This window comes from Wenzhouxiangella sp. YN9 (genome assembly GCF_056324165.1).
Window position 1 is genome coordinate 24,142 of sequence record NZ_JBJNIP010000041.1, and the last position, 26,317, is coordinate 50,458.

Here is a 26,317-nt window from a genome sequence, read left to right on the forward strand (position 1 = left end):
GGAAATGATTGTTCAGGATGAATTACGCTCCAGCCGGCGCAGGCGACGCACCCAGTCGTCAAGCTGCCCCAGCCGGACCAGGGTTCGTTTCCAGCGCGCGTGGGGCCGGGCCGGGATGCCGGAGCCGTATTCTCCGGGCTCGGTGATCGATTCGAGCACCGTGCTCATTGCGGTCACCACCACCTGATCACAGATGCTCAGATGCCCGCCGATGCCGCAGGCGCCGGCAACCATGCAATAGCGTCCGATCGTGGTCGATCCGGCAATGCCCACGCAGCCGGCAATGGCGGTATGCGCGCCAATGCGCACATTGTGGGCGATCTGGACCTGGTTATCCAGACGCACGTCTTCGGCCAGCTCGGTGTTTTCGATCGCGCCCCGATCGATGGTGGTATTGGCGCCGATCTCACAGTCGTCGCCGACCACGACCGCGCCCAGCTGCGGCACCTTGATCCACTCGCCGGCCTCCATGGCCAGGCCAAAGCCGTCGGCGCCGATCACCGCGCCCGGGTGCACCAGCACGCGCCGGCCCAGGCGGCAGTCGGGCCCCAGATAAACGCGCGCGACAAGGCGAGTACTCTCGCCGACGACGGCGCCTTCGCCGACGACGCAGCCCGGCCCGATCACGGCATCGCGCTCGATTCGGGCGCCGGCAGCGATGCTGGCATGGGGTCCGATGCTGGCCGTTGCGTCGACCTGAGCCCCGGGGTCAACCGCGGCCATGGCGTCGATGCCGGCGCGGGCGGCTTTCTGTGGATGCAGAAAGCTGCCGACGCGCGCCCAGCTGGCGTAGACGTTGTCGCTGATCAAGGCATTGCCCTGCCACCGCCCGGCCAGCGGCTCGGCGATGATGACCGCACCGGCGCGACAGTCGGCCAGCTGCGCGGTATAGGCCGGGTTGGCCAGAAAGCTGACGTTTTCCGGCCCGGCGTGCGCCAGCGTGGCGAGCGAGCTCACGCGATGGTCGGGGTCGCCGCGAAGCCGCAGGTCAAAGCGGTCGGCCAGGGCCTTGAGCGTGGTGGTGTGCATACGCGCTTCCGGATGAGTGTTACTGGCTGTGTTGTTGTGGCTGCTGGCTCTGGAAGTCCTCTTCGAGCCAGCGCAGGATGCGCTCGGTCACGTCGATGCGGTTGGAGGCGTAGGCCACCGGGCTGGTCAGGATCAGGTCGAAATCGCCCGCTTCTGCCACTTGCCGCACGGCAACCTCGATGGTTTCCTCGAGCGCCTTTTTTTCGGCGTTGGTGCGAAAGCGCAGCTCCTCTGCCAGGTCCTCGCGTCGCCGCTCGATGGAGCGCTGCAGGTTGCGGATTTCACGCTCTTTTTCAAAACGCTCTTCCGAGCGCAGATCCACGGCTTCGGCGAGCTCGGCTTCCAGCCGTTCGAGGCGGGCCTCATCGGCCAGCAGCGACTCGTTGCGGGGGCTGAACTCGCGGTCGAGACCTTCGCGCGCGTCGACGACCTGGGGCGCAAATTCAAACAGCCTTTTCATGTCGACGTAGCCGATGCGCAAATCCTGCCCGAGGGCAGCGGCAGATACCAGTACCGCTGCCGCGAGCACGAACAGCCGAACGCGCGGTCCGGTGATGGCCTTGAATACTCCCGCCCGTTTCATGCCCGCTCAAGGCTAGAAGGTGTTGCCAAAGGAGAACTGTATGACCTGGGTTCGGTCTCCATCGCGCTTCTTCAGAGGTGTGGCTACGTTGATGATAATCGGCCCGACCGGCGCTTGCCAGGTCAGGGACAGGCCAGTGGAGGCCCGCAGCAGGTCGGTTTCGAAGCTGTCGAAGTCGCGGTAGACGTTGCCGACGTCGACAAACCAGGCCAGGCGAGTGCCGCTGGCCTGGATGTTGGGCAGGGGGAAGGCCAGCTCGACACCGCCGATGACCTTGAAGTCACCGCCGACTGAGCGACAGAACGAATCCTTGGGGCCCAGCGAGTTGTCGTCAAAGCCGCGAATGTCGGACACGCCGCCGCCGTAGAAGTGCTCGTAGAAGGGCAGGCCGGCGTCGTAGGTGACCACCTCGTCGAGCTGGCAGCTGCGGCGCAGGTTTTCCTTCAGCTCCGGCTCGACCGGTTCGATGCCCAGGTCGCGGTCGTAGTTGTCGTAGGAATCACCATAGGCCAGGTCGCCCTTGACGCTGAATGCCATGCCGCTGCTGCCGATGGGCCAGTACTTGCGGAAGCGATAGTTGGCGCGGTAGAACTCCCGCGTGCTTCCGGGCAGGGCCACTTCACCGCCCAGGCGGTGCAGCGAACCGTGGGTCGGGTTGAGGTAGTGGTTGCGGCTGTCTCTGGACCAGGTGCCGCTCATGCGGTAGGTGGTCACGCGGCGCTCGCTGGAGGACAGCTCACCGTCGAGGTTCTTGTCCAGCGTGATTGCCAGTGGCCGCTCGGCCGGAATGCAGTAGCGGAAATTGTCCGGGTCATCCGGATCGGCGTCAGGATCGATCAGGCAGGCTCCGCCGCGCATGTTGATGTCGACCTGCTGCACGCCCATGCCGAAGCGAAGGTAGTCGACTTCCGAGATCGGGTAGCCCAGGTTGACCCCGGCGGCCGCCTGACTGGTGGAGAATGACGAGATGTTGGCCCGACCCTGATCAAACTCGGTGTACTGGGCATAAAATCCGCGCGAGACCCCGTCGTCGGTGTAGTAGGGGTTGGTGTAGTTGACGGCGGCCTGGGTGTAGATGCTGCTGCGGCTGACCGAAAAGCCCAACCGCCGGCCCGAGCCGAGGAAGTTGTTCTGCTGCACCGAGATCGAGGTGATCAGGCCCTGAATCTGTGAGTACCCGAAGCCGATCTGGAAACTGCCCGAAGGCTGCTCCTCGACGCTGATGATGACGTCGACCTGGTCGTCGGTGCCTTCGACGGCCGGTGTTTCGACGTTGACATTGTCGATATAGCCCAGCCGTTGCAGGCGGAGCTTGGATCGGTCGATGGCCGCCTGGGAGAACCAGGCGCCTTCGAACTGACGCATTTCGCGGCGCAGCACCTCGTCCTTGGTCTGGGTGTTGCCCTGAAACTCGATGCGGCGCACGTAAACCCGCTTGCCCGGGTCGACAAAGAAGTTGAGCTCGGTTTCCAGGGTGTCGCGGTTGACCCTCGGCACCGGGTTGACGTTGGCGAAGGCGTAGCCGATGTTGGACAGTACGCTGGTGATGTTTTCGATGCTCTGCTCGACGCGCTTGCGCGAAAACATGTCGCCGGATTCGATCACGACCAGTCTGCGCATGGTCGGCTCGGGCAGGATCATCTCGCCGGTCAGAACAACGTCACTGATCGTGTAGACCTCGCCTTCACGGATATTGGCGGTGACGAAAATGTCCTCCTTGTCCGGGCTGATCGAGACCTGGGTGGATTCGATCGAAAAGTCGAGATAGCCGCGGTCGAGGTAATACGAGCGCAAGGTCTCGAGGTCGCCGGAGAGCTTTTCCCGCGTGTACTTGTTGGCGCCGCGCCAGAAGAACAGGCCGAGTTTGCTGTCGGACTCGAAGTCGTCGCGGAGCTCCTTTTCGGTATAGGTTTCGTTGCCGACGATATTGATATGGCGGATACGCGCCTGCGAGCCTTCTTCGACCTCGATGCTCAGATCGACCCGGTTGCGCGAGAGCTCATCGACGTTGGCCTCGACCTCCACGGCGTAGTAGCCGCGGCTGTAGTATTGCCGGATCATTTCCTGGCGCACGCGGCTGAGCTCGAGCTTGTTGAAGATCTCGCCTTCGGCAATGCCGATATTGGCCAGGGCCGGCATCAGATCCTCGTTCTTGATCTGCTTGTTGCCGGTGATGCTGACAGACGAGATGGCCGGGCGCTCCTCGACCGTGATGACCAGCACGTTGCCCTCGCGTGAGAGGCTGACGTCGTTGAAGAATCCGGTTTCCCACAGATCGCGGATGGTGCTGCGCGCCAGGGTGGGCGTCATCGTGTCGTCGACTTCGATCGGCACGTAGCTGAAGACGTTGCCTTCGGAAAGCCGAAGCAGCCCGTCGACCCGGATGTCGCTGATGCGGAATGTCTCGGCTGACGCGAGGCCGGTGACGGCGAGCAGCATCAGCAGCAGGCAGATTCGTTTCATGTCGGGTGCGTTCCGGTTGGGTGTTTCAGCATGATCCTGTGCTCAGGGCGTGCTGCAGTTTATGAGAAAACGCGTAACAGATCGTTAAATATCGCCAGGCCCATGAGTCCCACGACCATGAGCATGCCGAGATACTGGCCCACAACCTGCGTTCTTTCGGACACGGGAGACCCCTTGACCAGCTCCACAAGGTAATACATCAGGTGGCCACCATCCAGGATCGGAATCGGCAGCAGGTTGATGATGGCAAGCGAAAGGCTGATCAGGCCCAGAAAGAACAGAAATCGGGAAAATCCCAGCTGTGCCGAAGATTGCGCCATCTGCGCGATCGTGATCGGGCCAGAGAGGTTGCGCAGGCTGGCGCTGCCGGTGATCATCCGGCCGAGCATGCCGAAAGTGGCCGCCGTGAGCCGACCGGTTTCCGCAAAGGCCTGGCCTGCGGCCTCGACCGGGCCGTGGCGCAGCACCGTGAAGGCGCGCTCCATGTCCTTGCGCACGGCCGCATCGGGTGGCGGTGACTGCACGCCGATCACCGCTCGGCCCTGGCGCAGTTCCGGGGTCAGGCTCAGCTCGCGGCGGCTGCCGTCGCGCTCGATCTTCAGGCTCAACTCGCGCGCCCGATTCTTGTCATCCAGGCCGTGGGCCGGGATCAGCCGGGCGACATCACGCCAGCCGCTCACGGCCTCGCCGGCGACGCTGACAATCCGGTCACCCGCCTTGAGTCCGGCGCGGTCGGCGGGTGTATCGGCGCTGACTTCGCCGATTACCGATGGCAGATCCGGCTGCCAGGGCACCAGCCCGATGGCCTCGAGCGTGCGTGCCTCGTCAAAGTCGGTCGGCAGCTGATCAAGCGGCAGAACGAGCGGGCGACGACTGCCGCCTGGGCGTTCGGCGACCAGCTTGACGCTGTCGCCATCGAGCGCGCGCGGCATCAGCGCCAGCAACACATGGGTCCAGGTTTCGGTGGTCTTGTCGCCCACCTGAACGATCAGATCCTTGCGCTCCAGCCCGGCTTCGGCGGCAATGCCCGTGGCCTCGCCGACCACCGGCCGCGTTTCAGGTATGCCAACCACGAACATCAGCCAGAAAGCGGCGAGGGCAAAGATGAAGTTGAAGGCCGGGCCGGCGGCGACAATGGCCATCCGCTGGCCCAGGGGCTTGCGATTGAAGGCCTGGTCGATTTCTCCGGCGGCGACGGGCGCTTCGCGCTCGTCGAGCATGCGCACGAAGCCGCCCAGCGGGATGGCGGCGATGCGGTATTCGGTCCCGTCACGAGCGGTGCGCGACCATAATGCCGGGCCGAACCCGACCGAGAACTGGAGCACACGCACGCCCGCGCGCCTGGCCACCCAGAAGTGGCCAAATTCGTGAAAGGTCACCAGCAGGCCGAGTGCGACGGCCAGCCAGAGCAGGGGACCGAGAATATCGAGCATGATCGGGGCGCTCATCCGAGCCGGCAGGTTGCCGACTGTAGCAGTGTTCGTTCAGTCAAGCGCGACATTGTACCGGCTGTGGGCGGGCTCTGTCGCCAAGCAGAGCGGGCGGCCTGCAAGGCGCGCCCGTGAATGGCCGTGTCCGCTTGCTGTGCCGCAGGCTCAGAGCAGCCCAGTGTTGGCGGCATGCAGCACCGCCAGGGTAAAGAAGGGCACCGCCGCCGACATGCTGTCGAAGCGATCGAGAATGCCGCCATGGCCGGGCAGCAGTGCCGAGGTGTCCTTGAGGCCGCGCTGGCGCTTGAGCAGGCTGATGAACAGGTCGCCGCCCATCGAAATGATGGCAATGCCGCAGGCCAGCACGGCAAGGCCGAAGAGATTGAAAGGCCCGAGAGGGAAGAGCGCACCCGCGACTGGCGTCAGGATGGCGGCGGCGAGCAGCCCGCCCAGCGCGCCCGATCGCGTTTTACCGGGGCTGATGGTAGGCGCGAGCCTGGCGCCGCCGAAATGGCGGCCGCTGAAGTAGGCGCCGGTGTCGGCCGCGGCGATGGTGGTCAGAAGCAGGCATACCCACCAGGGCGAAATCGCCTGCAGCAGACTCAGACCCAGCCAGGCGGCGAGCAGAATGGCGCCGAGCACGATCAGCTTGAAAACGATTATCGCGGGTGCCTGTGACCGGCCAAGCCCCGGCCGCGAAAGCCAGGCCAGATTGAGCAGCCACAGCAGACCAACGGCCAGCAGCAGCCAGCCAGGCTCCAGGGCAAGGGCATGCACCATGAACGCCAGAGCACCCAGGCCAACGGCGTAGAGCCAGCGCCCCGCCGCCTGGTCGATGCCTGCCAGCCGAGCGGCCTCCCAGCCGCCCAGCAGCGGCAGCACCGCACCCGCCAGCACGGCGAATGCCGCCGGCGGCAGAAAGAAGACGCTCAACAGGCCGACGATGGCCATGGCCACGGCGGTGACAACGCGCAGTCTAAGCACTTTTTACCTGGCTGAGGCCGCCAAAGCGGCGGTCGCGGCGGGCGTAATCCGACAGGGCGGCGCGAAAGTGTTCTGCGCCAAAATCGGGCCACAGAACATCGGTGAAGTAGAGTTCGGTATAGGCCAGCTGCCAGAGCAGGAAATTGGATAACCGGCGTTCACCACCGGTGCGGATGAACAGATCCGGGGGCGAGTTGGACGTCGACGTGAGCATGGCGGCGAAGCGCTGTTCGTCGATCGATTCGGGTTGGCAGTCGCCTTCGGCTGCCTGTCGGGCCAGTGCGCGGGCCGCCTGCACGATGTCGGCGCGGCCGCCATAGTTGACCGCCACGTTGAGCCGCAGCGCCGCGTTGCCGGCAGTGCGCTTTTCGGCCCGCAGCATGCCCTCGCGCAGGGTGCGGCTGAAGGCCGAGCGATCGCCGATGAAGTGCAGCGCCACGCCGTGGTCGTCGAGCTCGCGAATTTCACGGTTGAGCGCACGCAGGAACAGATCCAGCAGTGTGCGCACCTCGGATTTCGGTCGGCTCCAGTTTTCGCTTGAAAAGGCGTAGACGGTCAGCGCCGGAATGCGGTGACTGAGCGCCGCCTGAATGGTGCGCTTGAGCGCGTCCGACCCGGCCTCGTGGCCGACCGAGCGCGGTTGCCCCTGGCGAGACGCCCAGCGACCGTTGCCATCCATGATGATGGCAACGTGGGCCGGAACGGAGGCGGAATCGGACAAGGGGACCTCAGATTTCCATCAGCTCCCGTTCTTTCTCCGCGACGAGGTCATCGACCTGACCGACATATTTATCGGTCAATTCCTGAACCTGCGTTTCGCCGCGCCGGACGTCATCCTCTGACAGCTCCTTTTCCTTTTCATACTCCTTGAGCTGATGGTTGGCGTCACGGCGGATGTTGCGAATGGCAATCTTGGCGTGCTCACCCTCGCCCTGGACAACCTTGGCCAGCTCAGCGCGGCGCTCCTCGTTGAGGGCCGGCAGCGGCACGCGGATATTGCTGCCTGCTGTCGTTGGGTTGAGGCCCAGATCGGAGGTCATGATGGCCTTTTCGATCGTCGGCACCATGGACTTGTCGAACGGCACCACGCTGAGCGTGCGCGCATCCTCGATGCTGACGTTGGCGGCCTGATTGAGCGGCGCCTGAACGCCGTAATAGTCGACCGTGATGTGATCGAGCAGGCTGGGGTGGGCCCGGCCGGTGCGAATCTTGGTGAGTTCATTCACCAGCGCGGCAACGCTTTTCTGCATGCGCGCGTCGGCATCCTTTCTGATCTCGTTGAGCATGGCCTTACCTTGAATAGTGAGAACCTGTGATTGAGCCTGGCAGTGGCGGCGCAGTCTGCATCTTCCGGTGCAGGGTCAGCTCACCAGCGTGCCCACGTCTTCGCCGCGAATGATCCGGCCCAGCTCACCCGGACGATGAGTGTTGACAATCCGGATCGGCATGGACTGCTCGCGACACAGCACGATGGCGTTGGCATCCATGGCCTCGAGCTTGCGCTCGATGACCTCATCGTAGCTGATACGGCTGTAGCGGGTGGCTTCGGCGTTGGTGATCGGGTCGGCCGAATAGATGCCGTCCACCTTGGTGGCCTTGATCATCAGTTCGGCACCGACCTCGACGGCGCGCAGGCTCGCTGCCGTATCGGTGGTAAAGAAGGGGTTGCCGGTGCCGGCGGCGAAGATCACCACGCGATTCTTTTCAAGGTGACGCACGGCGCGCCGGCGGATGTAGTCCTCGCAGACATCGCGCACCGAAACAGCCGACATGACGCGAGTGGTCACATCGGCTTTGTCGAGCGCATCCTGCAGGGCCAGGGCGTTCATGACCGTGGCCAGCATGCCCATGTGATCGCCGGTAATGCGATCGATGCCCGAGGCTGCCAGGCCCTTGCCGCGAAAGATGTTGCCGCCACCGATCACGATGCCGATCTGGACGCCGGCGGCGACAACATCGGCTACCTCGCTGGCAATGCGCGAAGAAATCTTGGGATCGATGCCGTAATCGAGTTCGCCAAGCAGGGCTTCACCGCTGAGCTTGAGTAGAACCCTTTTGTAGTGGGTGGTCTCGTTCATGGTCAGCGGTTACTCCCTGTAGTGTCGGTTGGTCGAGCGCCGGCTGGCGCCTGCAGGCATTTCTACTGGCTGCCTTTGGCTTGTTCCATGACCTCGGCGGCAAAGTCGTCTTCCTGCTTCTCGATGCCTTCGCCCACCTCGAGGCGGACGAAGTCCTTGATCGAGGCATCCTTGCTCTTGAGCAGCTTGCCTACCGTCTGGTCGCCGTCCTTGACGAAGGGCTGGCCGGTCAGGGTGATCTCGGCGAGGTGCTTGTTGAGGCGTCCGCTGACCATCTTTTCGACGATTTCGGGCGGTTTGCCGCTGTCCTCGGCCTGGGACACCAGGATCTGCTTTTCCTTTTCCATGACCTCGGCAGGCACGTCCTCGATGTCACGATAGGCCGGATTGAGCGCCGCGATGTGCATGGCCAGGTCGCGGGCCAGCGCCTCATCACCACCTTCCAGGGCGACCAGTACGCCGATCCGGCCACCGTGAATGTAGCCACCCAGAGTGCCGCCCGCGGCTGAAAGCTTGGCCATGCGGCGTACCTGAATGTTTTCGCCCAGCTTGGCGACGAGCTGCTTGGCTGATTCGGCGACCGTCGAGCCGCCCGCCATGGTGGCCTTGTTGAGGGCCTCGTCGTCGTCGACCGTCAGGGCCAGGCCGGCCACTTCTTCGGCAAAGCCGCGGAAGTTGTCGTCCTTGGCCACAAAGTCGGTTTCACAGTTGATCTCGACCAGGGCCGCCTGATCGCCGGACTCGGCCATGACCACCGCGCCTTCGGCGGCCACCCGATCGGACTTCTTCTCGGCCTTGGCCAGGCCGCTCTTGCGCAGCTGCTCTACGGCGGCGTCCATGTCGCCCTCGGTGGCGACCAGTGCTTTCTTGCACTCCATCATGCCGGCGCCGGTGCGCTCGCGCAGTTCCTTGACTTGTGATGCGGAAATACTCATTGCTCTTTCAAAGCTCCTTGCAAATCGGATTCGATCAGGACTCGCTGTCTTCGTCGTCAGCCTTGACCGCAGTCTTCTTGACCACTTTTTTCTTGGCGGCCTTCTTCTTGCTTGCCGTTTTGGCAGCCTTGGCTTCGCCTTCGTCGCTGGCTTCAGCGGCCGGGGCGTCGGCTGCGGCGGCTGCCTCGTCAGCGGGCTCAGCGGCTTCGGTCGGTGCCTCGGCCGTCGGCGCTGCGGCCGCGCTTTCTTCGGGCTCGGCCCGCGCGGTCGTCTTTTTCTTGGCGGTCTTTTTGGTTACCGCCTTCTTGCCGGGGCTGGCCGCCTGGATGGGGTTGCCTTCGGCGTCGAGCTCGACGAACTCGTCGGCGTCGCCTTCACCCGGCTGCGGCACCGAAGCCCGGCCTTCCAGAACGGAGTCGGCGGCCAGCTGGGTGTAGAGACGAATGGCGCGAATGGCGTCGTCGTTGCCCGGAATCACGTAGTCGACGTTGTCCGGGCTGTGGTTGGTGTCGACCACGGCAACGACGGGGATGCCCAGTTTGCGGGCCTCGGCCACGGCGATTGATTCGTGTCCGATGTCAATCACGAACATGGCATCGGGCAGGCCGTTCATGTCCTTGATGCCTCCCAGGCTGCGCTCCAGGCGGTCGCGTTCGCGGGTGAGGTCGAGCACTTCCTTCTTGACCAGCTTTTCGAACGTGCCGTCGGTCTCCATCGCCTCAAGCTCCTTGAGGCGGTTGACCGAGCCACGCACGGTCCGGAAGTTGGTCAGCATGCCGCCAAGCCAGCGGTGTGAGACATAGGGCATGCCGCAGCGCTGCGCTTCTTCGGCAATGGCCGTGCTGGCCGCGCGCTTGGTGCCAACGAACAGGATATTGCCGCGTCGGGCGGCCAGTCCGCTGAGGTAATTCAGGGATTCCTTGAGCAGCGGCAGCGACTCTTCGAGGTTGATGATATGAATCTTGCCGCGAGCACCGAAGATGTAGGGGGCCATCTTCGGGTTCCAGTAACGCGTCTGGTGACCGAAATGAACGCCGGCTTCGAGCATCTGGCGCATGGTGACATCAGGCATGGTAGTACTCCATTTTTCATGGACAAGACGCCCGCCCGCAGTATGGTTTCGGGTCGGCTCGGCGGAACGCGATTTGTCCGGGGTTTGGGCCTCCGCTGACCCCATGCGGCGATCCTCGGCCCGTGGGACCGGGGACAACCCCGACGCATGTGTCGATCAGCGTGTGTTTTGGTTTCTTCACCCGCCCTGGGGGCAAGGCAAATCCAGCCAATTATACTGGAGCCGGCCCGTGCCGCGCAAGTTGTTGTCAACAGTTGTTGCTGCGCCGCCGTGATGTTGGCATTCGCCGGCGGCGGTGTACCATGCTTCGGAAGAGCACCAGATCGGTTGTCCGGCCCCGGGTCGCGGTCGAAGAGGGAGAGAGAAGCATGCAGGATCCGATTCATCCAGACGCCGCCGGGCAGGGTGGCGACGCCGCTTCCGGGGCACCGGTCACCATTACCGTCGAACCCGATGGTGCCGGCGGCGTTGAAGTTGCGCAAGACGCCGCTGCCGCGGCCGTCGATACGCCGGTCTGGCTGCCGCCGCAGCTTGAGGGCGCCTGGGAGTTTCTGGCCAATTACCCGCCGGTGCTGGCTCTGGCGATAGCCCTGACCGGCGTGACGCTGGCCGTCCTGGGCCGCTGGTTTGTTCTGTTCTGGGGCCGCAAGCTGACCTCCCGCACGCGTACCGCGCTCGACGAGCAGTTGCTCAGGATCAGCGCCAACGCTGCCGCGCTGATTCTTTCCTATCTGGCCATCGTGCTCGCCATTCAGGTGCTGGGTCTGGGCAAGACGGCCGAAATGGTCCTGACCCGCATTGCCTTGACCCTGCTGGTGCTGCGCCTGATCGTATCCGCGCTCAAGGCCGGGCATGTCGGCCTGGAGATTCTCGGCGGGCTGGGCCGGCGTTTCGCCATCGTCGAAGCACGCACCATGCCGCTGTTCGATCTGATCATGACGGTGCTGGTCATCGGCGCCGGCGCTTACGCGCTGTTGCTGGTGTGGAATATCAATCCGACCGCCTGGCTGGCGTCAGCCGGGGTGATCGGTCTCGCCGTGGGTTTTGCCGCACGAGATAGCCTGGCCAACCTGTTTGCCGGTTTTTTCATCATCGCCGATGGCCCCTACAAGCTGGGTGACTACGTGGTACTGGGCAGCGGTGAGCGCGGCGAAATCACCAAGGTCGGCATCCGCTCGACGCGCATCCTCACCCGCGACGATGTCGAGATTACCGTGCCCAACTCGATGATGGCCAACTCGCAGATCTACAACGAGTCGGGCGGCAAGTGGGAGCGCTTCCGAATTCGCATCAAGATTGGCGTGGCCTACGGCAGTGACGTTCATGAAGTTGTCGAGGTGCTCAAGGCCGTTGCCGGCGACCATGAGACCGTCTGCAAGGATCCCGAGCCGCGGGTGCGCATGCGTGGCTTTGGTGATTCCAGCCTGAATTTCGAGCTGCTGTGCTGGGTGCGCCGGCCAGTCGAGCGTGGCCGGATCACCCATGAGCTCAATATGGCGGTCTATGACGCGCTCAACGCCGCTGAAATCGGAATTCCGTTTCCGCAGCGCGATGTGTGGGTGCGGGATGCCGGCACGCCGGGCCGGCCGGGTCGCCCCGACAACGCCGGCTGAGGTCACCCACCCCATTGGGCTGGTTCGCCGTGTTCAGTCGCGCGTGAGCCGGCCCACGATTTCGTCGAGCGCAACATCCTCGTTGTCGCCGCCGCGCCGGCGGTATTCGACAATGCCCTTGTCCAGGCCGCGATCGCCGATGACGAGCTGGTGGGGAATGCCGATCAACTCGGCGTCGGCAAACATCACGCCGGGGCGCAGGGCGCGGTCGTCGAGCAGCACGTCCAGGCCGGCCGCACTCAACTCGGTGTAGAACTTTTCGGCCTGCTCGCGCACGCGGTGGGATTTGTGGCCGTTGACCGGCAGGATGGCCACCTGAAAAGGCGCCATCGGCTCGGGCCAGATGATGCCGGCCTCGTCATGGTTCTGCTCGATGGCGGCGGCGACGATGCGCGACACGCCGATGCCGTAGCAGCCCATGGTCGGATGCACGCCGCGACCGTTTTCATCCATCACCACGGCGTTCATGGCCTCGGAATACTTGCGGCCCAGCTGGAAGATATGGCCCACCTCGATGCCGCGGATGATCTCGAGTGTGCCGTCGCCTTCGGGGCTGGCATCGCCGGCGACGACGTTGCGCAGATCAGCCACCTCGGGCAGGGCGACGTCGCGCTCCCAGTTGATGCCGAAATAGTGCTTGTCCTCGACGTTGGCGCCGGCGGCAAAGTCGCTCATCTGCGCTACCTGACGGTCGACCACGCAGGGAAGCGGCAGCTCGACCGGGCCCAGGCTGCCGGGGCCGGCGCCCACTGCGGCGCGGATGTCGGCCTCGGTGGCCATCTGCAGCGGCGCGGCCACCCAGGGATGCTTCTCTGCCTTGATATCGTTGAGCTCGTGGTCGCCGCGCACCAGCAGGGCCACGAATCCGGCTTCACACTCCTCGCTGGCCTCGACCACGAGCGTCTTGACCGTTTGTTCGATGGGCAGGTCGAACTGCTCGACCAGCTCGGCGATGGTCTTGGCTTCGGGCGTGTCGACCAGACGCATCTCTTCGCCCGGTTCGGCGCGCTCGCCGGTGGCCACGGCCTCGGCCAGCTCGACGTTGGCGGCGAAAGTGCCGCCGGGCACGTGCGCGATGGCGTCCTCGCCGGAGTCGGCAAGGACGTGAAATTCGTGGCTGACGGCCCCGCCGATGGCGCCCGAGTCGGCCAGAACCGGTTTGAACTTCAGTTCCAGGCGCTCGAAGATGCGCGTATAGGCGTCAAACATCACCTGATAGTACTCGGCCAGGCTGGCGTCGCTCATGTGGAAGGAGTAGCCGTCCTTCATCAAGAATTCGCGCGCGCGCATCACTCCGAAGCGCGGGCGGATCTCGTCGCGGAATTTTGACTGGATCTGATAGAAGCACATCGGCAGCTGCTTGTACGAGCGCAGCTCCGCGCGCGCAAGTTCGGTGATGACCTCCTCGTGCGTCGGCCCGAAAGCAAATTCGCGGCCTGACCGGTCAGTGATCTTGAGCAGCAGCGGGCCGAAGTCTTCCCAGCGGCCGGTTTCCTGCCACAGCTCGGCCGGTTGGATGGCGGGCATCAGCATTTCCAGCGCGCCGGCGGCGTCCATCTCCTCGCGCACCACCTGCTCGACCTTGCGCAGCACTTTCAGACCCAGCGGCGTCCAGCTGTAAATGCCTGAAGTAAGCTTGCGGATCATGCCGGCACGCAGCATCAACTGATGGCTGACGATCTCGGCGTCGGCCGGCGCTTCGCGTCGGGTAACGAGGTGGAAACGGGAGGTTCTCATGGAAGTTCGGCCTGTCCGGCGGTAATCCGGCAACAATCGGGTAAGCGCGGAATTCTAGCAGCCGTCGGGCAGAGATTGGCGCCGGCAACAGGAAGAGACCTGCCGGCCCGGGGTACCAGCCGGCGTCGCGGCCATCCTGACTGACGCTGCAGCCGCTGCCCGACTTCCGAAAGTCGGGGGTATGGCTTTCAGCACCACTCGTCGACGAATTTCTGCGCTTCGTCCAGCATCTGCTGGCGCTCCTCGCTGCTAATCACATGCGGCTCGCCATCATCGTCACGCACCAGAAGGTTGTTGCGCTGATTGAGCTTTTCCATATTGTCGCGCGCCTGCTTGCAGCGCTCGGCGACAACCTCGGGGTCCGGCCCCGCCGGCTCCGTGGCTGCCTGCCCGGGCGGCGCCTGCTCGGGTTCAGCCTGCTGCGCGTCGGCCGGGGCCTCGCCATTGCCGCTGCCGGAATTCACCGCCTCGCGGGTTCTGATGTCGATCTCTTCATAGTTGCCGTCGGCCGGTGGTCGTGCGTCATAGTGGACCACCCCTTCCGCGTCCACCCACTTGTAGATCGTCTGGTCCTGTGCTGCTGCCTCCGCCGCGGCCATGAGGCCGATCAATCCAGCCACAAGCAGAGCGCTGATGATTGCCTTGTGCATGCGTCTTTTCCTCGAGCAAGGGGCTTGCGCCCCGACTTTGCCGCAGTATCCGGGCCAACGCAAGTTCCGGGGGAGATGCTATTCTTGGGTTTGTTCAAGCCGATGCGAATGTCCGAGGCATGGCAGCCGACGATCAATCCGAACACTCCCCCGCCCGCGGCGCTTTCCTGCTGCCCAACGCGCTGACCACCGGCGCGCTGATGGCCGGGTTCTTCGCTATCGTTTCAGCGATCGGCGGCGAGCCGGTATCGGCCTGTATCGCCATCCTCATCGCCGGCCTGCTCGACGGCCTGGACGGCCGCGTGGCGCGCCTGACCGGCACCCAGTCGGAGTTCGGTGTCCAGTACGACTCCCTCTCCGACATGGTTTCGTTCGGTATTGCACCGGCGGTGCTGGTGTTTACCTGGGCGCTAGACGCGCTGGGCGATCCCGGCACCGTGGCCGCCAAGGCCGGCTGGCTGGGCGCTTTCTTCTTTGCCGCCTGCGCGGCATTGCGGCTGGCCCGCTTCAACACCCAGGCCGGGGTTGCCGACAAGCTGTATTTCCAGGGGCTGGCGAGCCCGGCTGCCGCCGGCATGCTGGTTGCCATCGTCTGGTTTTCCGACGACCGTCAGATCAACCCCGAGCTGATGTCCTGGCCGTTGCTCGTGGTCACGATCCTGCTGGGCACGCTGATGGTCTCGCGGGTGCGCTATTTCAGCTTCAAGGCCAGGCCGCGCGGCGACCGCGTGCCTTTCGCCTGGCTGTTCTTGCTGCTGGTGCTGCTGGTGCTGCTGGCCATCGATCTGCCCGCCGTACTGCTGACCGTTGGCATTCTCTACGTGCTTTCCGGGCCGGTGGTCACCATCCGCGGCCGCAACCGCCAGCGCCTGCGCCGCCGGCGCGAAGGAGATCGCTGATGACGCTCACGCCAGCCTCGCGCGAGCGCCTCGCGGCCCTGGGTATTGACGTATGGCTGCGCCGCGATCGCCGGGTTGCCCACCGCCAGCCAGAGCAACCCGCCACTGGCCCCGCTGCTGTTCAGGTCGCTCAGCCGGCAGCGCCAGCCGCAGCCGCCCCGCGTGTTCGCATGGCATCGGGTAGCGGCGACTGGCTACTCGTTCAGGATGCGCCCTGGGACGGACGTCACGACCTCTTGCTTGGTGACATTCAGGCAACCATTGGCTCGGCCCGTTGCCGCTTCGGCCAGTGGGCTGACTCCGAGTCGGCCGGCGTGCCCATCGACCAGCTGGATTCCCGTGGCGTGCGGCACGTGCTCGTGTTCGGCAGCGCCCCGGTCGAATCAGGCCTGCATCTGGCCCCTGATCTTGCGCAGCTGGCCACCAGCGGCCAGGCGCGGCGCCGCCTGTGGCAAATGCTGTCCAAAGCGCTGCAAGACTGATGTCGGCAGTCATGTCGCCGCGCTTGGATATTCGCGCCATGCAGCGTGGCGACCTGAGCGCGGTCGCACAGATCGACAAGGCCTCCTACCCCTATCCCTGGACACGCGGCATCTTTCAGGACTGCCTGCGCGTGGGCTACCGCTGCCGCGTATTGATCAACCGGGGCGAGCTGGCCGGCTACGCCATCGTCTCCCATGCCCTGGATGAAGCGCACCTGCTCAACATCTGCATTCACCCCGACCAGCGCGGCGGTGGCCTGGCCCGGCTGCTGCTCGAGCACGTCATCCGCGAAGCACAGGTCGGCTGCGCCGACCGCCTGTTTCTGGAAGTGCGCCCCAGCAACAAGCCCGCCGTGACCCTCTACAAAAGCTGCGGCTTCCGCGTCATCGGCCGCCGCCCCGGCTATTACCCCGCCGATCAAGGCCGCGAAGACGCGATGGTGATGGTGCTGCATATGGATTGTGGGCCGGAAAGGTAGCCACCTGCGGACCTGTGCCCCAGGCCGGATGAGGTGCCAATAGTAAAGGCCGAACCCCCCGGGCCGGCCCCGGAAACTCTTGCTTCCGTCACGCTCGTTCAGCGTAGCCTGCGATGAGCGGTGTTTTAAAGGCGATTGTGCCTGGCAGAACCCGCGGGCTGGCTGCACACGGCTGTTGCCCTCTATACTGCGGCGGTCAATGGTCCGTGAGCATGTGATGAGAAACAGGCAACAATCAGGTGACGAGGGGCTCGATCGGCAGCTTGGTGCGGTCGGTATTGGTTTGCTGGCGCTCAACGGCATGATCGGGGCGGGTATTTTCGGAGTGCCTGCCGGTGCTGCGGCGTTGACCGGGGTATGGAGCCCGCTGGTGTTTGTGGTCTGTGCGCTGGTGCTGGGCTTCATCATGCTGTGTTTTGCCGAGATTGCTTCGCGCTTCGAGCACACCGGCGGTCCTATTCGTTATATCGATACCGCTTTTGGTCGCTTTGCCGGTTTTCAGACCGGCTGGGCTTTCTATATTGCTCGCCTGACCGCTTATGCGGCCAACCTGAATCTGCTGATCGTGTCGGTTGCCTACCTGTGGCCGCCCGCCGGCGAGGGTTGGGTTCGGGTTGCCCTGCTGACGGTGATTCTCGGGCTGCTGTGCTGGGTCAATGTCACCGGCGTTCGGCGCGCTGTGGGCTCGCTGGGCGTGTTGACGATATTCAAGCTGATTCCGCTGCTGGCCCTGGTGGTGGCCGGGCTGTCGTGGCTGGCGCCGTCGGTGCGGGCGGTGACGGCCGCACCGCTGCCGGTCGGCGGTGACCTTGGCGCGGCGACCCTGCTGGTCATTTATGCCTTTGTTGGCTGGGAGTCGGCGCTGGTGCCGGCCGGCGAGGTGCGCATGCCGGGACGGGCCATGCCGCTGGCATTGTTCGGAGCGCTGGCGGTGGCCACCGCGTTGTACGTGCTGATTCAGGCCATCAGCGTGGCGGCCCTGCCCGATCTGGCCACGTCCGACCGCGCGCTGGTTGATGTCGCTGCTGTGCTCATGGGGCCCACGGGCGCCGTCCTGTTGACTGCCGGCGTGGTGCTTTCGGTGGGCGGCAACGTTGCCGGCACCATGATTTCAGCACCGCGGCTGACTTATGCTCTGGCGCGCGATGGCAACCTGCCGGACTGGCTCGGGCAGGTGCACGGCCGCTATCGCACGCCGGCCAACTCCATCATTTTCTTTTCCGTGCTGACACTGCTGTTGTCGGTAGTGGGTTCTTTTCTGTGGCTGGCAGCGATGAGCGCGCTGGTGCGGGTGCTGATCTACATGGCCTGCATCGGTGCCATGCCGCGACTGCGCGCGGCGGGCAGCCAGACCGGTGAGTCCGGTTTTCGATTGCCCGGCGGCTGGGCCATCCCGGTGATTGCATTTTGCGCCTGCGGGCTGCTGCTGGTGCAGATCAGCCTCGATTCCATTCTCGCCACCGCGGCGGTGCTGTTGGTGGGCACCGCGGTGTTCTGGGGCATGCGCTGGCGGCGCTGAACCCCTGATGCCGGCACCTGTTCAGGCCAGTGCTTCGAGCTTTTTGACCTGGTGGGAGAGCTCGGCCACTCGGGCCTTGTGCTTGTCCAGGCGCTGACGCTCGCGGTCAACGACTTCGGCCGGGGCGTTGTCGACGAAGCGCTCGTTGGCCAGCTTTCTTTCGGTTTGCGTCAGACCCTTGCGTTCGCGCTCGAGCTGCTTGTTGAGCCGGGCGAGTTCTTCGCCGATGTCGACCAGGCCGGCCAGGGGGATCAGCAGCCGCAGGTTGCCGGCCAGGGCCACCGCACAGTCGCCGCTGTCGCGTTCGTCGGGAACCCGTTCTATGGACTCGATGCGCGCCAGGCGCTGAATCAGCGAGCCGAAGCGTTCGAGGCGCTCGAAGTCGTCGTCGCTGCCGAGCTGCACCATCAGCGGCATCGGTTTGCCGGGCGCCAGGCCCAGTTCGGTGCGCGCCGAGCGGATGGCGGAAATCACGGTCTTGAGCCACTCGGCGTCGTGTTCCGCTGCTTCGTCGATCTGGCCGGGTTCGGGCCAACGGGTGGCCATGATGGTGTCGGCATTGCTGCCGGCCGGCACGCGTACGCGCTGCCAGATTTCTTCGGTGACGAAGGGCACGAACGGATGCAGCAGCTTCAGCGTCGCTTCGAGTACGGTGGCCAGGGTGTAGCGTGTGGCGCGGGCGGTCGCCTGATCGGCGTCGTCGGCCAGGGCCGGCTTGGCCAGCTCCAGATACCAGTCGCAGAATTCGTGCCAGACGAAGTCGTAGAGCGCGCGGCTGGCCAGGTCGAAGCGATAGTCGGCCAGGGCGGCGTCGACGGTTTCGATGGTGCGGCTCAGCCGCGAGCGAATCCAGCGCGAGAGCACGTCATGGTCGTGTTCAGCCGGGACCGGCAGCTTTTCTTCCTGGCCGGTGTTCATCAGGGTGAAGCGCGCGGCGTTCCAGAGCTTGTTGAGAAAGTTGCGGTAGCCTTCGCAGCGGCCCAGGTCGAACTTGATGTCGCGACCGTAACCGGCAAGGGCGGCGAAGGTGAAGCGCAGCGCATCGGCGCCGAAGGCCGGGATGCCGTCGGGATATTCCTCGCGGGTGGCCCGGGCCACGGCTTCGGCTTTTTTCGGCTGCATCATGGCGTCGGTGCGCTTGGCCACCAGCGCTTCGAGCTCGATGCCGTCGATGAGATCGATCGGGTCGAGCACGTTGCCGCGGGATTTCGACATCTTGTGTCCGTCGCGGTCGCGGATCAGACCGGTGATGTAGACCTGCTCGAAGGGCGCCTTGCCGGTGAAGTGTTTGGTCATCATGATCATCCGGGCAACCCAGAAGAAGATGATGTCGAAGCCGGTGATCAGCACCGAGCTGGGCAGATAGCGTTCGAAACCTTCGGACTGCATGCGCTCTTCATCGGGCCAGCCGAGGGTGGAGTATGCCCACAGCGCCGAGGAGAACCAGGTTTCGAGAACGTCTTCGTCGCGCTCGAGATGGACGTCATCGGACAAGCCATGCTTGGCGCGCACTTCGGATTCGCTGCGCCCGACGAAGACATTGCCCTTGCCGTCGTACCAGGCCGGAATGCGATGGCCCCACCACAGCTGGCGCGAGATGCACCAGTCCTGGAGGTTTTCCATCCAGTGACGGTAGGTGTTGATCCAGTTGCCGGGCACGAATTCGACCTCGCCGGACTCGACCGCTTGGAGCCCGAGCTGGCCCAGCTCGTCCATCCTCACGAACCACTGATCGGTCAGGTAGGGCTCGATGATCTGGCCGGAGCGGTCGCCGCGCGGCACCATCAGGGTGTGAGGTTTTTCTTCGACCAGCAGATTTTCTGACTTCAGGTCCTCAATGATGCGTTTGCGGGCTTCGACGCGATCCAGGCCCCGGTAGGCCTGGGGGGCGTTGTCGTTGATTTCCGCGGTGGGGGTGAAGACGTTGATCGGTTCGAAGCTGTGCCGTTTGCCGACTTCGTAGTCATTGAAGTCATGCGCTGGCGTGATCTTGACGCAGCCGGTGCCGAATTCCATATCGACATAGTCATCGGCCACGACCGGAATCTGGCGGCCGGTCAGCGGCAATTCGACGGTCTTGCCGACCAGGTCGGTATAGCGCTCGTCGTCGGGGTGGACGGCAACGCAGACGTCGCCGAGCAGGGTCTCGGGGCGGGTGGTGGCAACGATGACGTCACCTTTGCCGTCGGTACGCGGGTAGCGAATCGACCACAGCTTGCCCTGCTCTTCGCTGTTGACGACTTCCAGATCGGAAATGGCTGTCTGGAGTACCGGATCCCAGTTGACCAGGCGCGGGCCGCGGTAGATCCTGCCTTCTTCATGCAGGCGAACGAAGGTCTCGACGACGGCTTCGGACAGATCCGGGTTCATGGTGAAGCGCTCGCGCGACCAGTCGCACGAGGCGCCCAGCCGCCGCATCTGCGCGGTGATGGTCGAACCCGAGTGTTCTTTCCAGTCCCACACCTTGTCGATGAACTCGTCGCGGCTGTAGTCATCGCGCTTGCCGCCCTCGGCCTCGATCTGGCGGGTAACCACCATTTCGGTGGCAATGCCGGCATGGTCGACGCCCACCTGCCAGAGCGTGTCGCGGCCTTTCAGCCGTTGATAACGAATCAGCGCGTCCATCAGCGTGTGCTGAAAGGCGTGCCCCATGTGCAGCGTGCCGGTGACGTTGGGCGGCGGCAGCAGGATGGTGAATGGCTTGCCTTCGCCGGAGGGCCTGAAGCAGCCCGCTTCGTCCCAGAAGGGGTACCAGCGCTGCTCGATCTGATCAGGGTTGTAGGTTTTTTCCATGGGGTGTGTCGATTGCTTGCGTTATCGTTGTTCGGTTGGGTGATGGTCGCCGGAAAATGCCGGATCATGCCCGCAATGACCCGCGGTCATTTCAATACATGGTGCTGCAGTTCGGCGCCGCGCTGCTTCCAGGCCAGCCAGCGTTCGCGCAGTTTCTGCTTGAGCGACTCGTCGGGCGGCACGATTTCGAGCACGCGCTGAAAGTACCCGCCCGGCAGGGGCGCGCTCGGATTCAGGTTGATCAGGATGCCGGCCTCCTGCGGAGCTTGCTCAAGCAGACGGATGGGGGCTCCGGATTCGCCATTGCGATCATGCGGCAGGAAGCGCCCTTCCGGCAACTCCCAGAGCTGCCGGTCAAGCTTTTCCAGGTCGCCGGCCGGGCCGACGACGGCAATATCGCGCGTCGCTGGCCAGGCCTTGGAGACCAGTACTCCGGCAACGTAGAGCGGATCGGTGAAGCGCCCGCCCATTTCGTAGAAATCTACGCGCATGATTGCAGCTTGTCAGTTCTCACGCAGAGCCGCAGAGGAGCGGAGTCAAAAACAGAATCCCGGGCCTGATGATACGTCGGGCGGGCGTTTTCAGCACTCGAAGTCATCCTTGAGTTTCTTTTGTTTCCTCTGCGACTCTGCGTGATGCCACCTGGCAGCGCTCGCATCGAAGTCACAACGATCCGGGACGCGTCGAAGGTCAGCCGAGGGCGTCCCAGCCACCGGCGCGATTGACCAGCCAGTCGACCAGCATGCCGACCGGCCGGCCGGTACCGGATCCGGGCTTGCCCCACTGCCAGGCCGACCCGGCAATGTCGATGTGCGCCCAGCGCTGGCCTTCGGCAAAGCGCGACAGGAAGCAGCCGGCGGTGATGCTGCCTGCGGGCATGCCGCCGATGTTCTTCATGTCGGCAAAGGGCGAGTCGATCTGCTCCTGGTAGTCGTCCCACAGCGGCAGGCGCCAGCTGCGATCGGTCGAGCGCTGCCCGGCCGAGAGCAGCTCCTCGGCCAGCTCGTCGTTCTGGGTCATGACGCCGCTGGCATGATGGCCCAGCGCGACCACGCAGGCGCCGGTCAGCGTGGCCAGGTCAACGGTGGTCTGCGGTTCGAGGTTCTTGCCGGTCCATGACAGCGCGTCGGCCAGGATCATGCGGCCTTCGGCATCGGTGTTGTGCACCTCGATGGTCTTGCCGTTCATGGCGGTAACCACATCACCCGGTCGATAGGCATTGCTGCTGGGCATGTTTTCGACGGCGGCGACCACGCCCTCGATATTCATCGGCAGCTTCAGCCGGGCCACGGTTTCCATTGTGCCGATGGTCGCTGCCGCGCCACCCATGTCGAATTTCATCTGTTCCATCAGATCGCGCGGCTTGAGCGAGATGCCGCCGGTGTCGAAAGTGACGCCCTTGCCGACCATGGCCAGCGGCGCCTCGCCGGCTTTGCCGCCTTTCCAGCTCAGGCGGATCAGGCGCGGGCGGTTGGCCGAACCCTGACCGACGGCCAGCAGCGCGTTCATGCCCAGCTTCTGCATGGCCTCTTCTTCCAGGACTTCCACTTCCAGGTCGGCGTGCGCAGCGGCCAGTTTTTCGGCGGTCTCAGCCAGATAGGCGGGGGTGCACAGGTTGGGCGGCAGATCGGCCAGATCGCGTGCGCGCTGAACGCCGGCGCCGATGGCCGTGGCCAGAGTCAGCTGGTGGCTGACGCCTTCGCCGTCAGGAAAGCTGACGCTGTCGGTTGCCGGCGGCGCGTCGCTGGCGGGCTGCTTGGTGGCGCTGTAGACATAGTCGGCATACTGCAGTGCGATGCCGGCCTGGCGAACCTTCCAGTCGTGACCGCGGTCTGTGACTTCCAGGTCGGCGAGCAGACAGTGAGCAGTTTTTGCTCGCGACTGTCTCAGCGCCTTGCCGGCAGCCTTGACCGCCTTGTCGTAAGCTACGCCGTCGAATTTCTCGTTCTTGCCCAGGCCGACGATGAGCAGGCGAGCCGCCTCGATGCCGGAAACGGCGTGCAGCAGCGTGGTCTTGCCGGCCTTGCCCGGCAGGTCGCCGCTGGCGTGCAGGCGCGACAGCAGGCCGTCGCTGGCCTGGTCGATTTCGGTCAGCGGGCCAGCCAGCCCGGTTTCACCCAGGCCAACAATGAGACAATCGGTGCGCACGTTCGTGGCGGAGTCTTTGGTGGTTGTAAACTGCATGAGTCGCGTTTCCTGCTCGAATTTGAAGGATCAATGTGAATGCTGATGGCAGACTGGCAAAGCCTGGCCCATGATACGCGCCGAGCGCGTCAGTGGAACACGCTGCAAATGACATGGCGCCAACCGGGTGGCTGTTGCCCTGGCCAGGACCGACGGGCGCGGCGCGGCCAGCGCATCAAGGGCGCCCGGCACCGCGCTTCCGGTATTGGCCCGAAAGATAGCGCGCTGGTCGGCAACCGGTTTCGCTTCAGTTTGTCTGGCGGGGTCGTGTTTGCCGACGTCGGGCCGGGTTTTCTTCCGCGGGCCGTAGCTGGCGCGCGTTTTGCCGGTCAGGGTTTTCCGGGTCATTGTACCCGTCAGCGCGCGTGGTCTGAATGCTGATTCTTCAGCGCTATGTTTTGCGCCAGGGCCTGCTCGCCAGCCTCTTGAGCCTGGCCGTGTTTCTCGGCGTCATCAGCGCGCTGTTCCTGGCTGAGCTCCTGGGCGAAGCCGCTCAGGGTGACCTGCCCGGCGGCAGCGTTTTGCTGATGCTCGTGCTCAGGCTGCCCGAGGCCACCATTCTGGTTGGGCCTCTGGCTTTGCTGACCGGGATGCTGATGACCCTGGGGCGGCTGCAGGAAGACAGCGAGCTGGTGATCATGCGCAGCGGCGGCCTGACCTATCGGCGGCTTTTCCGACCGGTGGCGACCGCGGCGGTGTTCTGGGCCGGTGGTCTGCTGATCGTTACCGGCTGGCTTTCGCCCATGGCAGTGGAGCGCTCGGCCGGCCTGCTGGCGGACGCTGCGCGCACGGCCATGGTGGCGGGGCTGCGCCCCGGGCAGTTCGATCGGCTCAACCAGGGCCGAACCACGGTTTATGTCGGCGGCGTCGAGCGACGCAGCGGCGAGCTCAGCGATGTTTTCATCCAGCACACGGAAGACGACAGCGTTCAGCTGCTGACGGCCAGCCATGGCCAGCTCTGGCTGCCGGGCGAAGACGAGGAACGGTATCTTCTTCTGCGCGATGGTCGCCAGGTTCAGCATGCCGTTGACCTGCTCGACGGCAGCATTCAGGAGGTCCGTTTCGGGCGCAACGAGCTGCGGCTGCCAGCGCCGAAAGACATCTCCATTGACAGCGAGTCCCGCCATCGGCTGCCGCAGCTGTGGCCCCCGGAAACGCCGGCTCAGCGGCGTGAGTGGCACTGGCGGCTGGCTTCGCCGCTGGCGGGTTTGATGCTTGGGCTGCTTGCGCTGCCGTTATCCAGCCGCGGGCCGCGGCAGGGCCGGCATGCCAGCGTGGTCATGGCGCTGGTGCTCTATCTGGTGTACAGCAACGCCGTACACGGCGGACTGATTCTCATGGAGCGGCACGACAGCATGCAGGGTGTGGGCCTGTGGCCGATTCATGCGGCGCTGACGCTGCTGCTGTGCGCGCTTTTCTGGCGCCACTGGAGGTCGTGGTGATCGCCGGCATACTCGGGCGCTATGTCAGCCGCACCGTACTGGTGTGGGTGTTGATCGTGGCCGTGCTTCTGGTGGGGTTGTATACCCTGATCGAGCTGGTGCGCGAGGCCCAGGACATCACCGGCGATTATGGCCCGCTGCAGATGCTGGCTTACCTGGCGCAGACGTTGCCCAGCCGGCTCTACGACATTTTTCCGTTTGCTGCATTGATCGGCACCATGCTCGGGTTGGGCGGCCTGGCCGGCAGCAATGAGCTGGTGGCCATGCGCGCGGCCGGTTACGACCGTGAGCGCATTCTCGGCAGCGTGGTGCTGGCCGTCGGCGCCTGCCTGGTTGTTCTGTTCCTGATGGCGGAGTTTCTGATTCCCGACCTCGAGGCGCGCGCCAACGCGCAGCGGGATCAGCTCAGAAGCGGGCAGGTTCATCTCGGTCGATTCGGCGCGCTGTGGCTGCGCGACGGAGAGATGATGATCCGTATCGGTTATTCGGCCTGGACGGACGAGGATCAGCCCAAGTTCGGCAATCTCACCATCTATCGAATCGATGGTGGCGTTCAGCCCCGGGCGGTATTGCGTGCCGAAGGAGCAACCCACACCGGACAGACCTGGGAGCTTCGTGATGTTGTTCAGCGCGAAGTGTTTGGCACGGCGGATCAATCCAGCCGGTCGGAAAGGCTGTCGCTGGAATCGACGCTCAGTTACGACCTGTTCTCTTCTGCCGTGAGCAAGCCACGCCTGCTGGCCATCAATGATCTGCTGGGCATGATCGGGCTGCTTGACGCCAATGAACTCGATACCGGTCAGTACCGGCAGGCGCTCTGGAATCGGGTGTTTTTCCCGCTCAACGTGCTGGCCATGATTCTTGTCAGCCTGCCGTTCTCTTTCCGCGGTGGCCGGCAGGGCGGGCGCGGGCTGAGCGTGTTCGTCGGCCTGTCGCTTGGTTTGATGTTCTTCGTGATCAGCCGCCTGATTCGTGGTGCTGCCATGCTGTGGCCGGGGCCGCTGTGGCTGCTGATGATTCTGCCGGCGTTGTTCTTCGGGTTGTTGGGGTTGTGGCTGCTCAGGCGTCTTTGACCCTGGGCATGACCACCAGCCGTGTCGATGTGGCCATGTCGTGCCAGCTGCGACGTTGCGCACCGAACAGGCTCCACAGATAACCCAGGCCCAGTGGTGCCGCCGAAAGCGCTGCAACCACAAACCGCAGCACGGTGCTGGACCAGCTCATTCGCTGCCCGTTGGCCGTGATCAGTTTTATGCGCCAGGCTTTCATGCCGACGGTCTGCCCGCCCATGCGCCAGCAAGTGGCAAAGTAGGCCCACCACACGACCAGCAGATAGAGCTGAAAGGCAAAGGTGCCCGCCTTGACTCCGGCGCCTGCGGGGATAACGACGATGGCTGCTGCCACCATCAGCAGCGCGATGATCAGCAGGCCGTCATACAGCATGGCTGCCAGACGGCGAAGCAGACTGCAGGGCGGTAGTTGAACTGCGCTTGTAATGGTTGTTTGTTGTTCTGACACGGACCTTGCTTCATGCCTGTGCAATGCGATCAGTATCTGGCCTGAAAACCTTTAACCAGACTGCAGAGTATGGCAGAGTAGAGCGCGCTGCGAGACGTTGCCTGACCTGAACGCAGAGCGATCGGTCTCGCCGGACGAAAAGTTGGATTTTCTTGATCACGACCCCGGGAGGTCAGCATCATGCAAACAAACGAAGAATCTCAGCTCGAACAACAGGTGTCTGACCAGGGGACTGCGACGGCATCGACACCGGCCGCGTCCGGTACATCCTCGGCGACGTCAGCTACGGGAGCTTCCAAGAAGAAGGCTTCCAAGAAGAAGGCCTCCAAGAAGAAGGCCTCCAAGAAGAAGGCCTCCAAGAAGAAGGCCTCCAAGAAGAAGGCCTCCAAGAAGAAGGCTTCCAAGAAGAAGGCTTCCAAGAAGAAGG

24 protein-coding genes and 1 pseudogene are annotated in these 26,317 nt (G+C 64.2%); 9 read left to right on the forward strand and 16 right to left on the reverse strand.

Annotated features, from left to right (window positions below; translation table 11 throughout):
* Nucleotides 1–12: 12 nt before the first annotated feature.
* The 10 genes and pseudogenes from lpxD to rpsB all read right to left on the reverse strand — a co-directional run.
* Nucleotides 13–1,029, reverse strand: coding sequence for a UDP-3-O-(3-hydroxymyristoyl)glucosamine N-acyltransferase (lpxD, locus tag ACEWQ0_RS00410; RefSeq protein ID WP_476482748.1), 1,017 nt, complete (start codon nt 1,027–1,029; stop codon nt 13–15).
* 19 nt (nt 1,030–1,048) lie between these two features.
* On the reverse strand, nt 1,049–1,612 hold the full coding sequence (locus ACEWQ0_RS00415; RefSeq protein ID WP_476484152.1) for an OmpH/Skp family outer membrane protein: 564 nt from the start codon (nt 1,610–1,612) through the stop codon (nt 1,049–1,051).
* A gap of 12 nt (nt 1,613–1,624) precedes the next feature.
* Nucleotides 1,625–4,075: an outer membrane protein assembly factor BamA gene (gene bamA, locus ACEWQ0_RS00420; RefSeq protein WP_476482746.1), complete on the reverse strand. Its 2,451-nt coding sequence runs from the start codon at nt 4,073–4,075 to the stop codon at nt 1,625–1,627.
* Between the two features lie 59 nt (nt 4,076–4,134).
* Complete coding sequence (gene rseP / locus ACEWQ0_RS00425; protein ID WP_476484153.1) at nt 4,135–5,523, reverse strand: RIP metalloprotease RseP; 1,389 nt, start codon at nt 5,521–5,523, stop codon at nt 4,135–4,137.
* Between the two features lie 147 nt (nt 5,524–5,670).
* On the reverse strand, nt 5,671–6,489 hold the full coding sequence (locus tag ACEWQ0_RS00430) for a phosphatidate cytidylyltransferase (protein ID WP_476484154.1): 819 nt from the start codon (nt 6,487–6,489) through the stop codon (nt 5,671–5,673).
* Nucleotides 6,482–7,210: a polyprenyl diphosphate synthase gene (gene uppS, locus ACEWQ0_RS00435; RefSeq protein ID WP_476484155.1), complete on the reverse strand. Its 729-nt coding sequence runs from the start codon at nt 7,208–7,210 to the stop codon at nt 6,482–6,484. Before uppS ends, ACEWQ0_RS00430 begins: the two co-directional genes overlap by 8 nt.
* Nucleotides 7,211–7,217: 7 nt before the next feature.
* Nucleotides 7,218–7,775 (reverse strand): ribosome recycling factor, encoded by a 558-nt coding sequence (gene frr, locus ACEWQ0_RS00440; protein WP_476482742.1) that lies wholly within the window; start codon nt 7,773–7,775, stop codon nt 7,218–7,220.
* A gap of 75 nt (nt 7,776–7,850) precedes the next feature.
* Nucleotides 7,851–8,567: a UMP kinase gene (gene pyrH, locus ACEWQ0_RS00445; RefSeq protein WP_476484156.1), complete on the reverse strand. Its 717-nt coding sequence runs from the start codon at nt 8,565–8,567 to the stop codon at nt 7,851–7,853.
* Between the two features lie 62 nt (nt 8,568–8,629).
* Nucleotides 8,630–9,502 carry a translation elongation factor Ts gene (gene tsf, locus ACEWQ0_RS00450; RefSeq protein WP_476482740.1) on the reverse strand — a complete coding sequence of 291 codons (873 nt, stop codon included), beginning with the start codon at nt 9,500–9,502 and terminating at the stop codon, nt 8,630–8,632.
* Nucleotides 9,503–9,842: 340 nt separating this feature from the next.
* A pseudogene (gene rpsB, locus ACEWQ0_RS00455) lies at nt 9,843–10,574 on the reverse strand (30S ribosomal protein S2); the annotation flags it as partial.
* A gap of 368 nt (nt 10,575–10,942) precedes the next feature.
* Between rpsB and ACEWQ0_RS00460 the strand changes: the two are divergent.
* Complete coding sequence (locus ACEWQ0_RS00460; RefSeq protein WP_476484157.1) at nt 10,943–12,187, forward strand: mechanosensitive ion channel family protein; 1,245 nt, start codon at nt 10,943–10,945, stop codon at nt 12,185–12,187.
* A 33-nt stretch (nt 12,188–12,220) separates the two neighbouring features.
* Here ACEWQ0_RS00460 and ACEWQ0_RS00465 read toward each other — a convergent pair whose 3' ends face one another.
* A complete protein-coding gene (locus ACEWQ0_RS00465) occupies nt 12,221–13,924 on the reverse strand; it encodes a proline--tRNA ligase (protein WP_476484158.1) in 1,704 nt (567 codons plus the stop codon).
* Nucleotides 13,925–14,112: 188 nt separating this feature from the next.
* Nucleotides 14,113–14,574 carry a DUF4124 domain-containing protein gene (locus tag ACEWQ0_RS00470; RefSeq protein ID WP_476484159.1) on the reverse strand — a complete coding sequence of 154 codons (462 nt, stop codon included), beginning with the start codon at nt 14,572–14,574 and terminating at the stop codon, nt 14,113–14,115.
* A 119-nt stretch (nt 14,575–14,693) separates the two neighbouring features.
* On the opposite strand from ACEWQ0_RS00470, the gene pssA reads away from it, so the two are divergent.
* The 4 genes from pssA (at nt 14,694) to ACEWQ0_RS00490 (ending at nt 17,953) form a co-directional block, all read left to right on the forward strand.
* A complete protein-coding gene (gene pssA / locus ACEWQ0_RS00475) occupies nt 14,694–15,473 on the forward strand; it encodes a CDP-diacylglycerol--serine O-phosphatidyltransferase (RefSeq protein ID WP_476482736.1) in 780 nt (259 codons plus the stop codon).
* Complete coding sequence (locus ACEWQ0_RS00480; protein WP_476484160.1) at nt 15,473–15,955, forward strand: hypothetical protein; 483 nt, start codon at nt 15,473–15,475, stop codon at nt 15,953–15,955. Before pssA ends, ACEWQ0_RS00480 begins: the two co-directional genes overlap by 1 nt.
* Before the next feature lie 11 nt (nt 15,956–15,966).
* Entirely contained in the window at nt 15,967–16,434 is a 468-nt protein-coding gene (gene rimI, locus ACEWQ0_RS00485; protein WP_476484161.1) for a ribosomal protein S18-alanine N-acetyltransferase, read from the forward strand.
* 217 nt (nt 16,435–16,651) lie between these two features.
* Nucleotides 16,652–17,953, forward strand: a complete 1,302-nt coding sequence (locus tag ACEWQ0_RS00490) for an APC family permease (protein ID WP_476484162.1) — start codon at nt 16,652–16,654, stop codon at nt 17,951–17,953.
* 21 nt (nt 17,954–17,974) lie between these two features.
* On the opposite strand, the gene ACEWQ0_RS00495 is transcribed toward ACEWQ0_RS00490, so the two are convergent.
* From ACEWQ0_RS00495 to ACEWQ0_RS00505, 3 genes are all read right to left on the reverse strand, one after another.
* The gene (locus ACEWQ0_RS00495) at nt 17,975–20,746 is read right to left on the reverse strand and encodes a valine--tRNA ligase (protein WP_476484163.1); all 2,772 of its coding nucleotides are present in this window, start codon (nt 20,744–20,746) and stop codon (nt 17,975–17,977) included.
* Nucleotides 20,747–20,832: 86 nt separating this feature from the next.
* A complete protein-coding gene (locus ACEWQ0_RS00500; RefSeq protein WP_476482721.1) occupies nt 20,833–21,237 on the reverse strand; it encodes a DNA polymerase III subunit chi in 405 nt (134 codons plus the stop codon).
* A 199-nt stretch (nt 21,238–21,436) separates the two neighbouring features.
* The gene (locus tag ACEWQ0_RS00505; protein WP_476482720.1) at nt 21,437–22,930 is read right to left on the reverse strand and encodes a leucyl aminopeptidase; all 1,494 of its coding nucleotides are present in this window, start codon (nt 22,928–22,930) and stop codon (nt 21,437–21,439) included.
* Nucleotides 22,931–22,969: 39 nt separating this feature from the next.
* On the opposite strand from ACEWQ0_RS00505, the gene ACEWQ0_RS00510 reads away from it, so the two are divergent.
* From ACEWQ0_RS00510 to lptG, 3 genes are read left to right on the forward strand one after another with little or no spacing between them, the layout of a single operon-like run.
* Entirely contained in the window at nt 22,970–23,311 is a 342-nt protein-coding gene (locus ACEWQ0_RS00510; protein WP_476484164.1) for a hypothetical protein, read from the forward strand.
* Nucleotides 23,305–24,372, forward strand: coding sequence for an LPS export ABC transporter permease LptF (gene lptF, locus ACEWQ0_RS00515; protein WP_476484165.1), 1,068 nt, complete (start codon nt 23,305–23,307; stop codon nt 24,370–24,372). Before ACEWQ0_RS00510 ends, lptF begins: the two co-directional genes overlap by 7 nt.
* The gene (gene lptG / locus ACEWQ0_RS00520; RefSeq protein WP_476484166.1) at nt 24,336–25,445 is read left to right on the forward strand and encodes an LPS export ABC transporter permease LptG; all 1,110 of its coding nucleotides are present in this window, start codon (nt 24,336–24,338) and stop codon (nt 25,443–25,445) included. The genes lptF and lptG overlap by 37 nt, the downstream gene beginning before the upstream one ends.
* Here the strand turns inward: lptG and ACEWQ0_RS00525 are convergent.
* Entirely contained in the window at nt 25,432–25,890 is a 459-nt protein-coding gene (locus ACEWQ0_RS00525; RefSeq protein ID WP_476482716.1) for an RDD family protein, read from the reverse strand. The genes lptG and ACEWQ0_RS00525 overlap by 14 nt on opposite strands.
* Before the next feature lie 180 nt (nt 25,891–26,070).
* Between ACEWQ0_RS00525 and ACEWQ0_RS00530 the strand changes: the two genes are divergently transcribed.
* A partial coding sequence (locus tag ACEWQ0_RS00530) for a hypothetical protein (protein WP_476484167.1) occupies nt 26,071–26,317 on the forward strand: 247 nt, incomplete at its 3' end.

Coding starts and splice junctions, on each gene's coding strand:
- lpxD (WP_476482748.1), bottom strand. CDS start 1,029: ATGCACACCACCACGCTCAAGGCCCTGGCCGACCGCTTTGACCTGCGG.
- ACEWQ0_RS00415 (WP_476484152.1), bottom strand. CDS start 1,612: ATGAAACGGGCGGGAGTATTCAAGGCCATCACCGGACCGCGCGTTCGG.
- bamA (WP_476482746.1), bottom strand. CDS start 4,075: ATGAAACGAATCTGCCTGCTGCTGATGCTGCTCGCCGTCACCGGCCTC.
- rseP (WP_476484153.1), bottom strand. CDS start 5,523: ATGAGCGCCCCGATCATGCTCGATATTCTCGGTCCCCTGCTCTGGCTG.
- frr (WP_476482742.1), bottom strand. CDS start 7,775: ATGCTCAACGAGATCAGAAAGGATGCCGACGCGCGCATGCAGAAAAGC.
- pyrH (WP_476484156.1), bottom strand. CDS start 8,567: ATGAACGAGACCACCCACTACAAAAGGGTTCTACTCAAGCTCAGCGGT.
- tsf (WP_476482740.1), bottom strand. CDS start 9,502: ATGAGTATTTCCGCATCACAAGTCAAGGAACTGCGCGAGCGCACCGGC.
- ACEWQ0_RS00460 (WP_476484157.1), top strand. CDS start 10,943: ATGCAGGATCCGATTCATCCAGACGCCGCCGGGCAGGGTGGCGACGCC.
- ACEWQ0_RS00465 (WP_476484158.1), bottom strand. CDS start 13,924: ATGAGAACCTCCCGTTTCCACCTCGTTACCCGACGCGAAGCGCCGGCC.
- ACEWQ0_RS00470 (WP_476484159.1), bottom strand. CDS start 14,574: ATGCACAAGGCAATCATCAGCGCTCTGCTTGTGGCTGGATTGATCGGC.
- pssA (WP_476482736.1), top strand. CDS start 14,694: ATGGCAGCCGACGATCAATCCGAACACTCCCCCGCCCGCGGCGCTTTC.
- ACEWQ0_RS00480 (WP_476484160.1), top strand. CDS start 15,473: ATGACGCTCACGCCAGCCTCGCGCGAGCGCCTCGCGGCCCTGGGTATT.
- rimI (WP_476484161.1), top strand. CDS start 15,967: ATGTCGCCGCGCTTGGATATTCGCGCCATGCAGCGTGGCGACCTGAGC.
- ACEWQ0_RS00490 (WP_476484162.1), top strand. CDS start 16,652: ATGAGAAACAGGCAACAATCAGGTGACGAGGGGCTCGATCGGCAGCTT.
- ACEWQ0_RS00495 (WP_476484163.1), bottom strand. CDS start 20,746: ATGGAAAAAACCTACAACCCTGATCAGATCGAGCAGCGCTGGTACCCC.
- ACEWQ0_RS00500 (WP_476482721.1), bottom strand. CDS start 21,237: ATGCGCGTAGATTTCTACGAAATGGGCGGGCGCTTCACCGATCCGCTC.
- ACEWQ0_RS00505 (WP_476482720.1), bottom strand. CDS start 22,930: ATGCAGTTTACAACCACCAAAGACTCCGCCACGAACGTGCGCACCGAT.
- ACEWQ0_RS00510 (WP_476484164.1), top strand. CDS start 22,970: ATGCTGATGGCAGACTGGCAAAGCCTGGCCCATGATACGCGCCGAGCG.
- lptF (WP_476484165.1), top strand. CDS start 23,305: ATGCTGATTCTTCAGCGCTATGTTTTGCGCCAGGGCCTGCTCGCCAGC.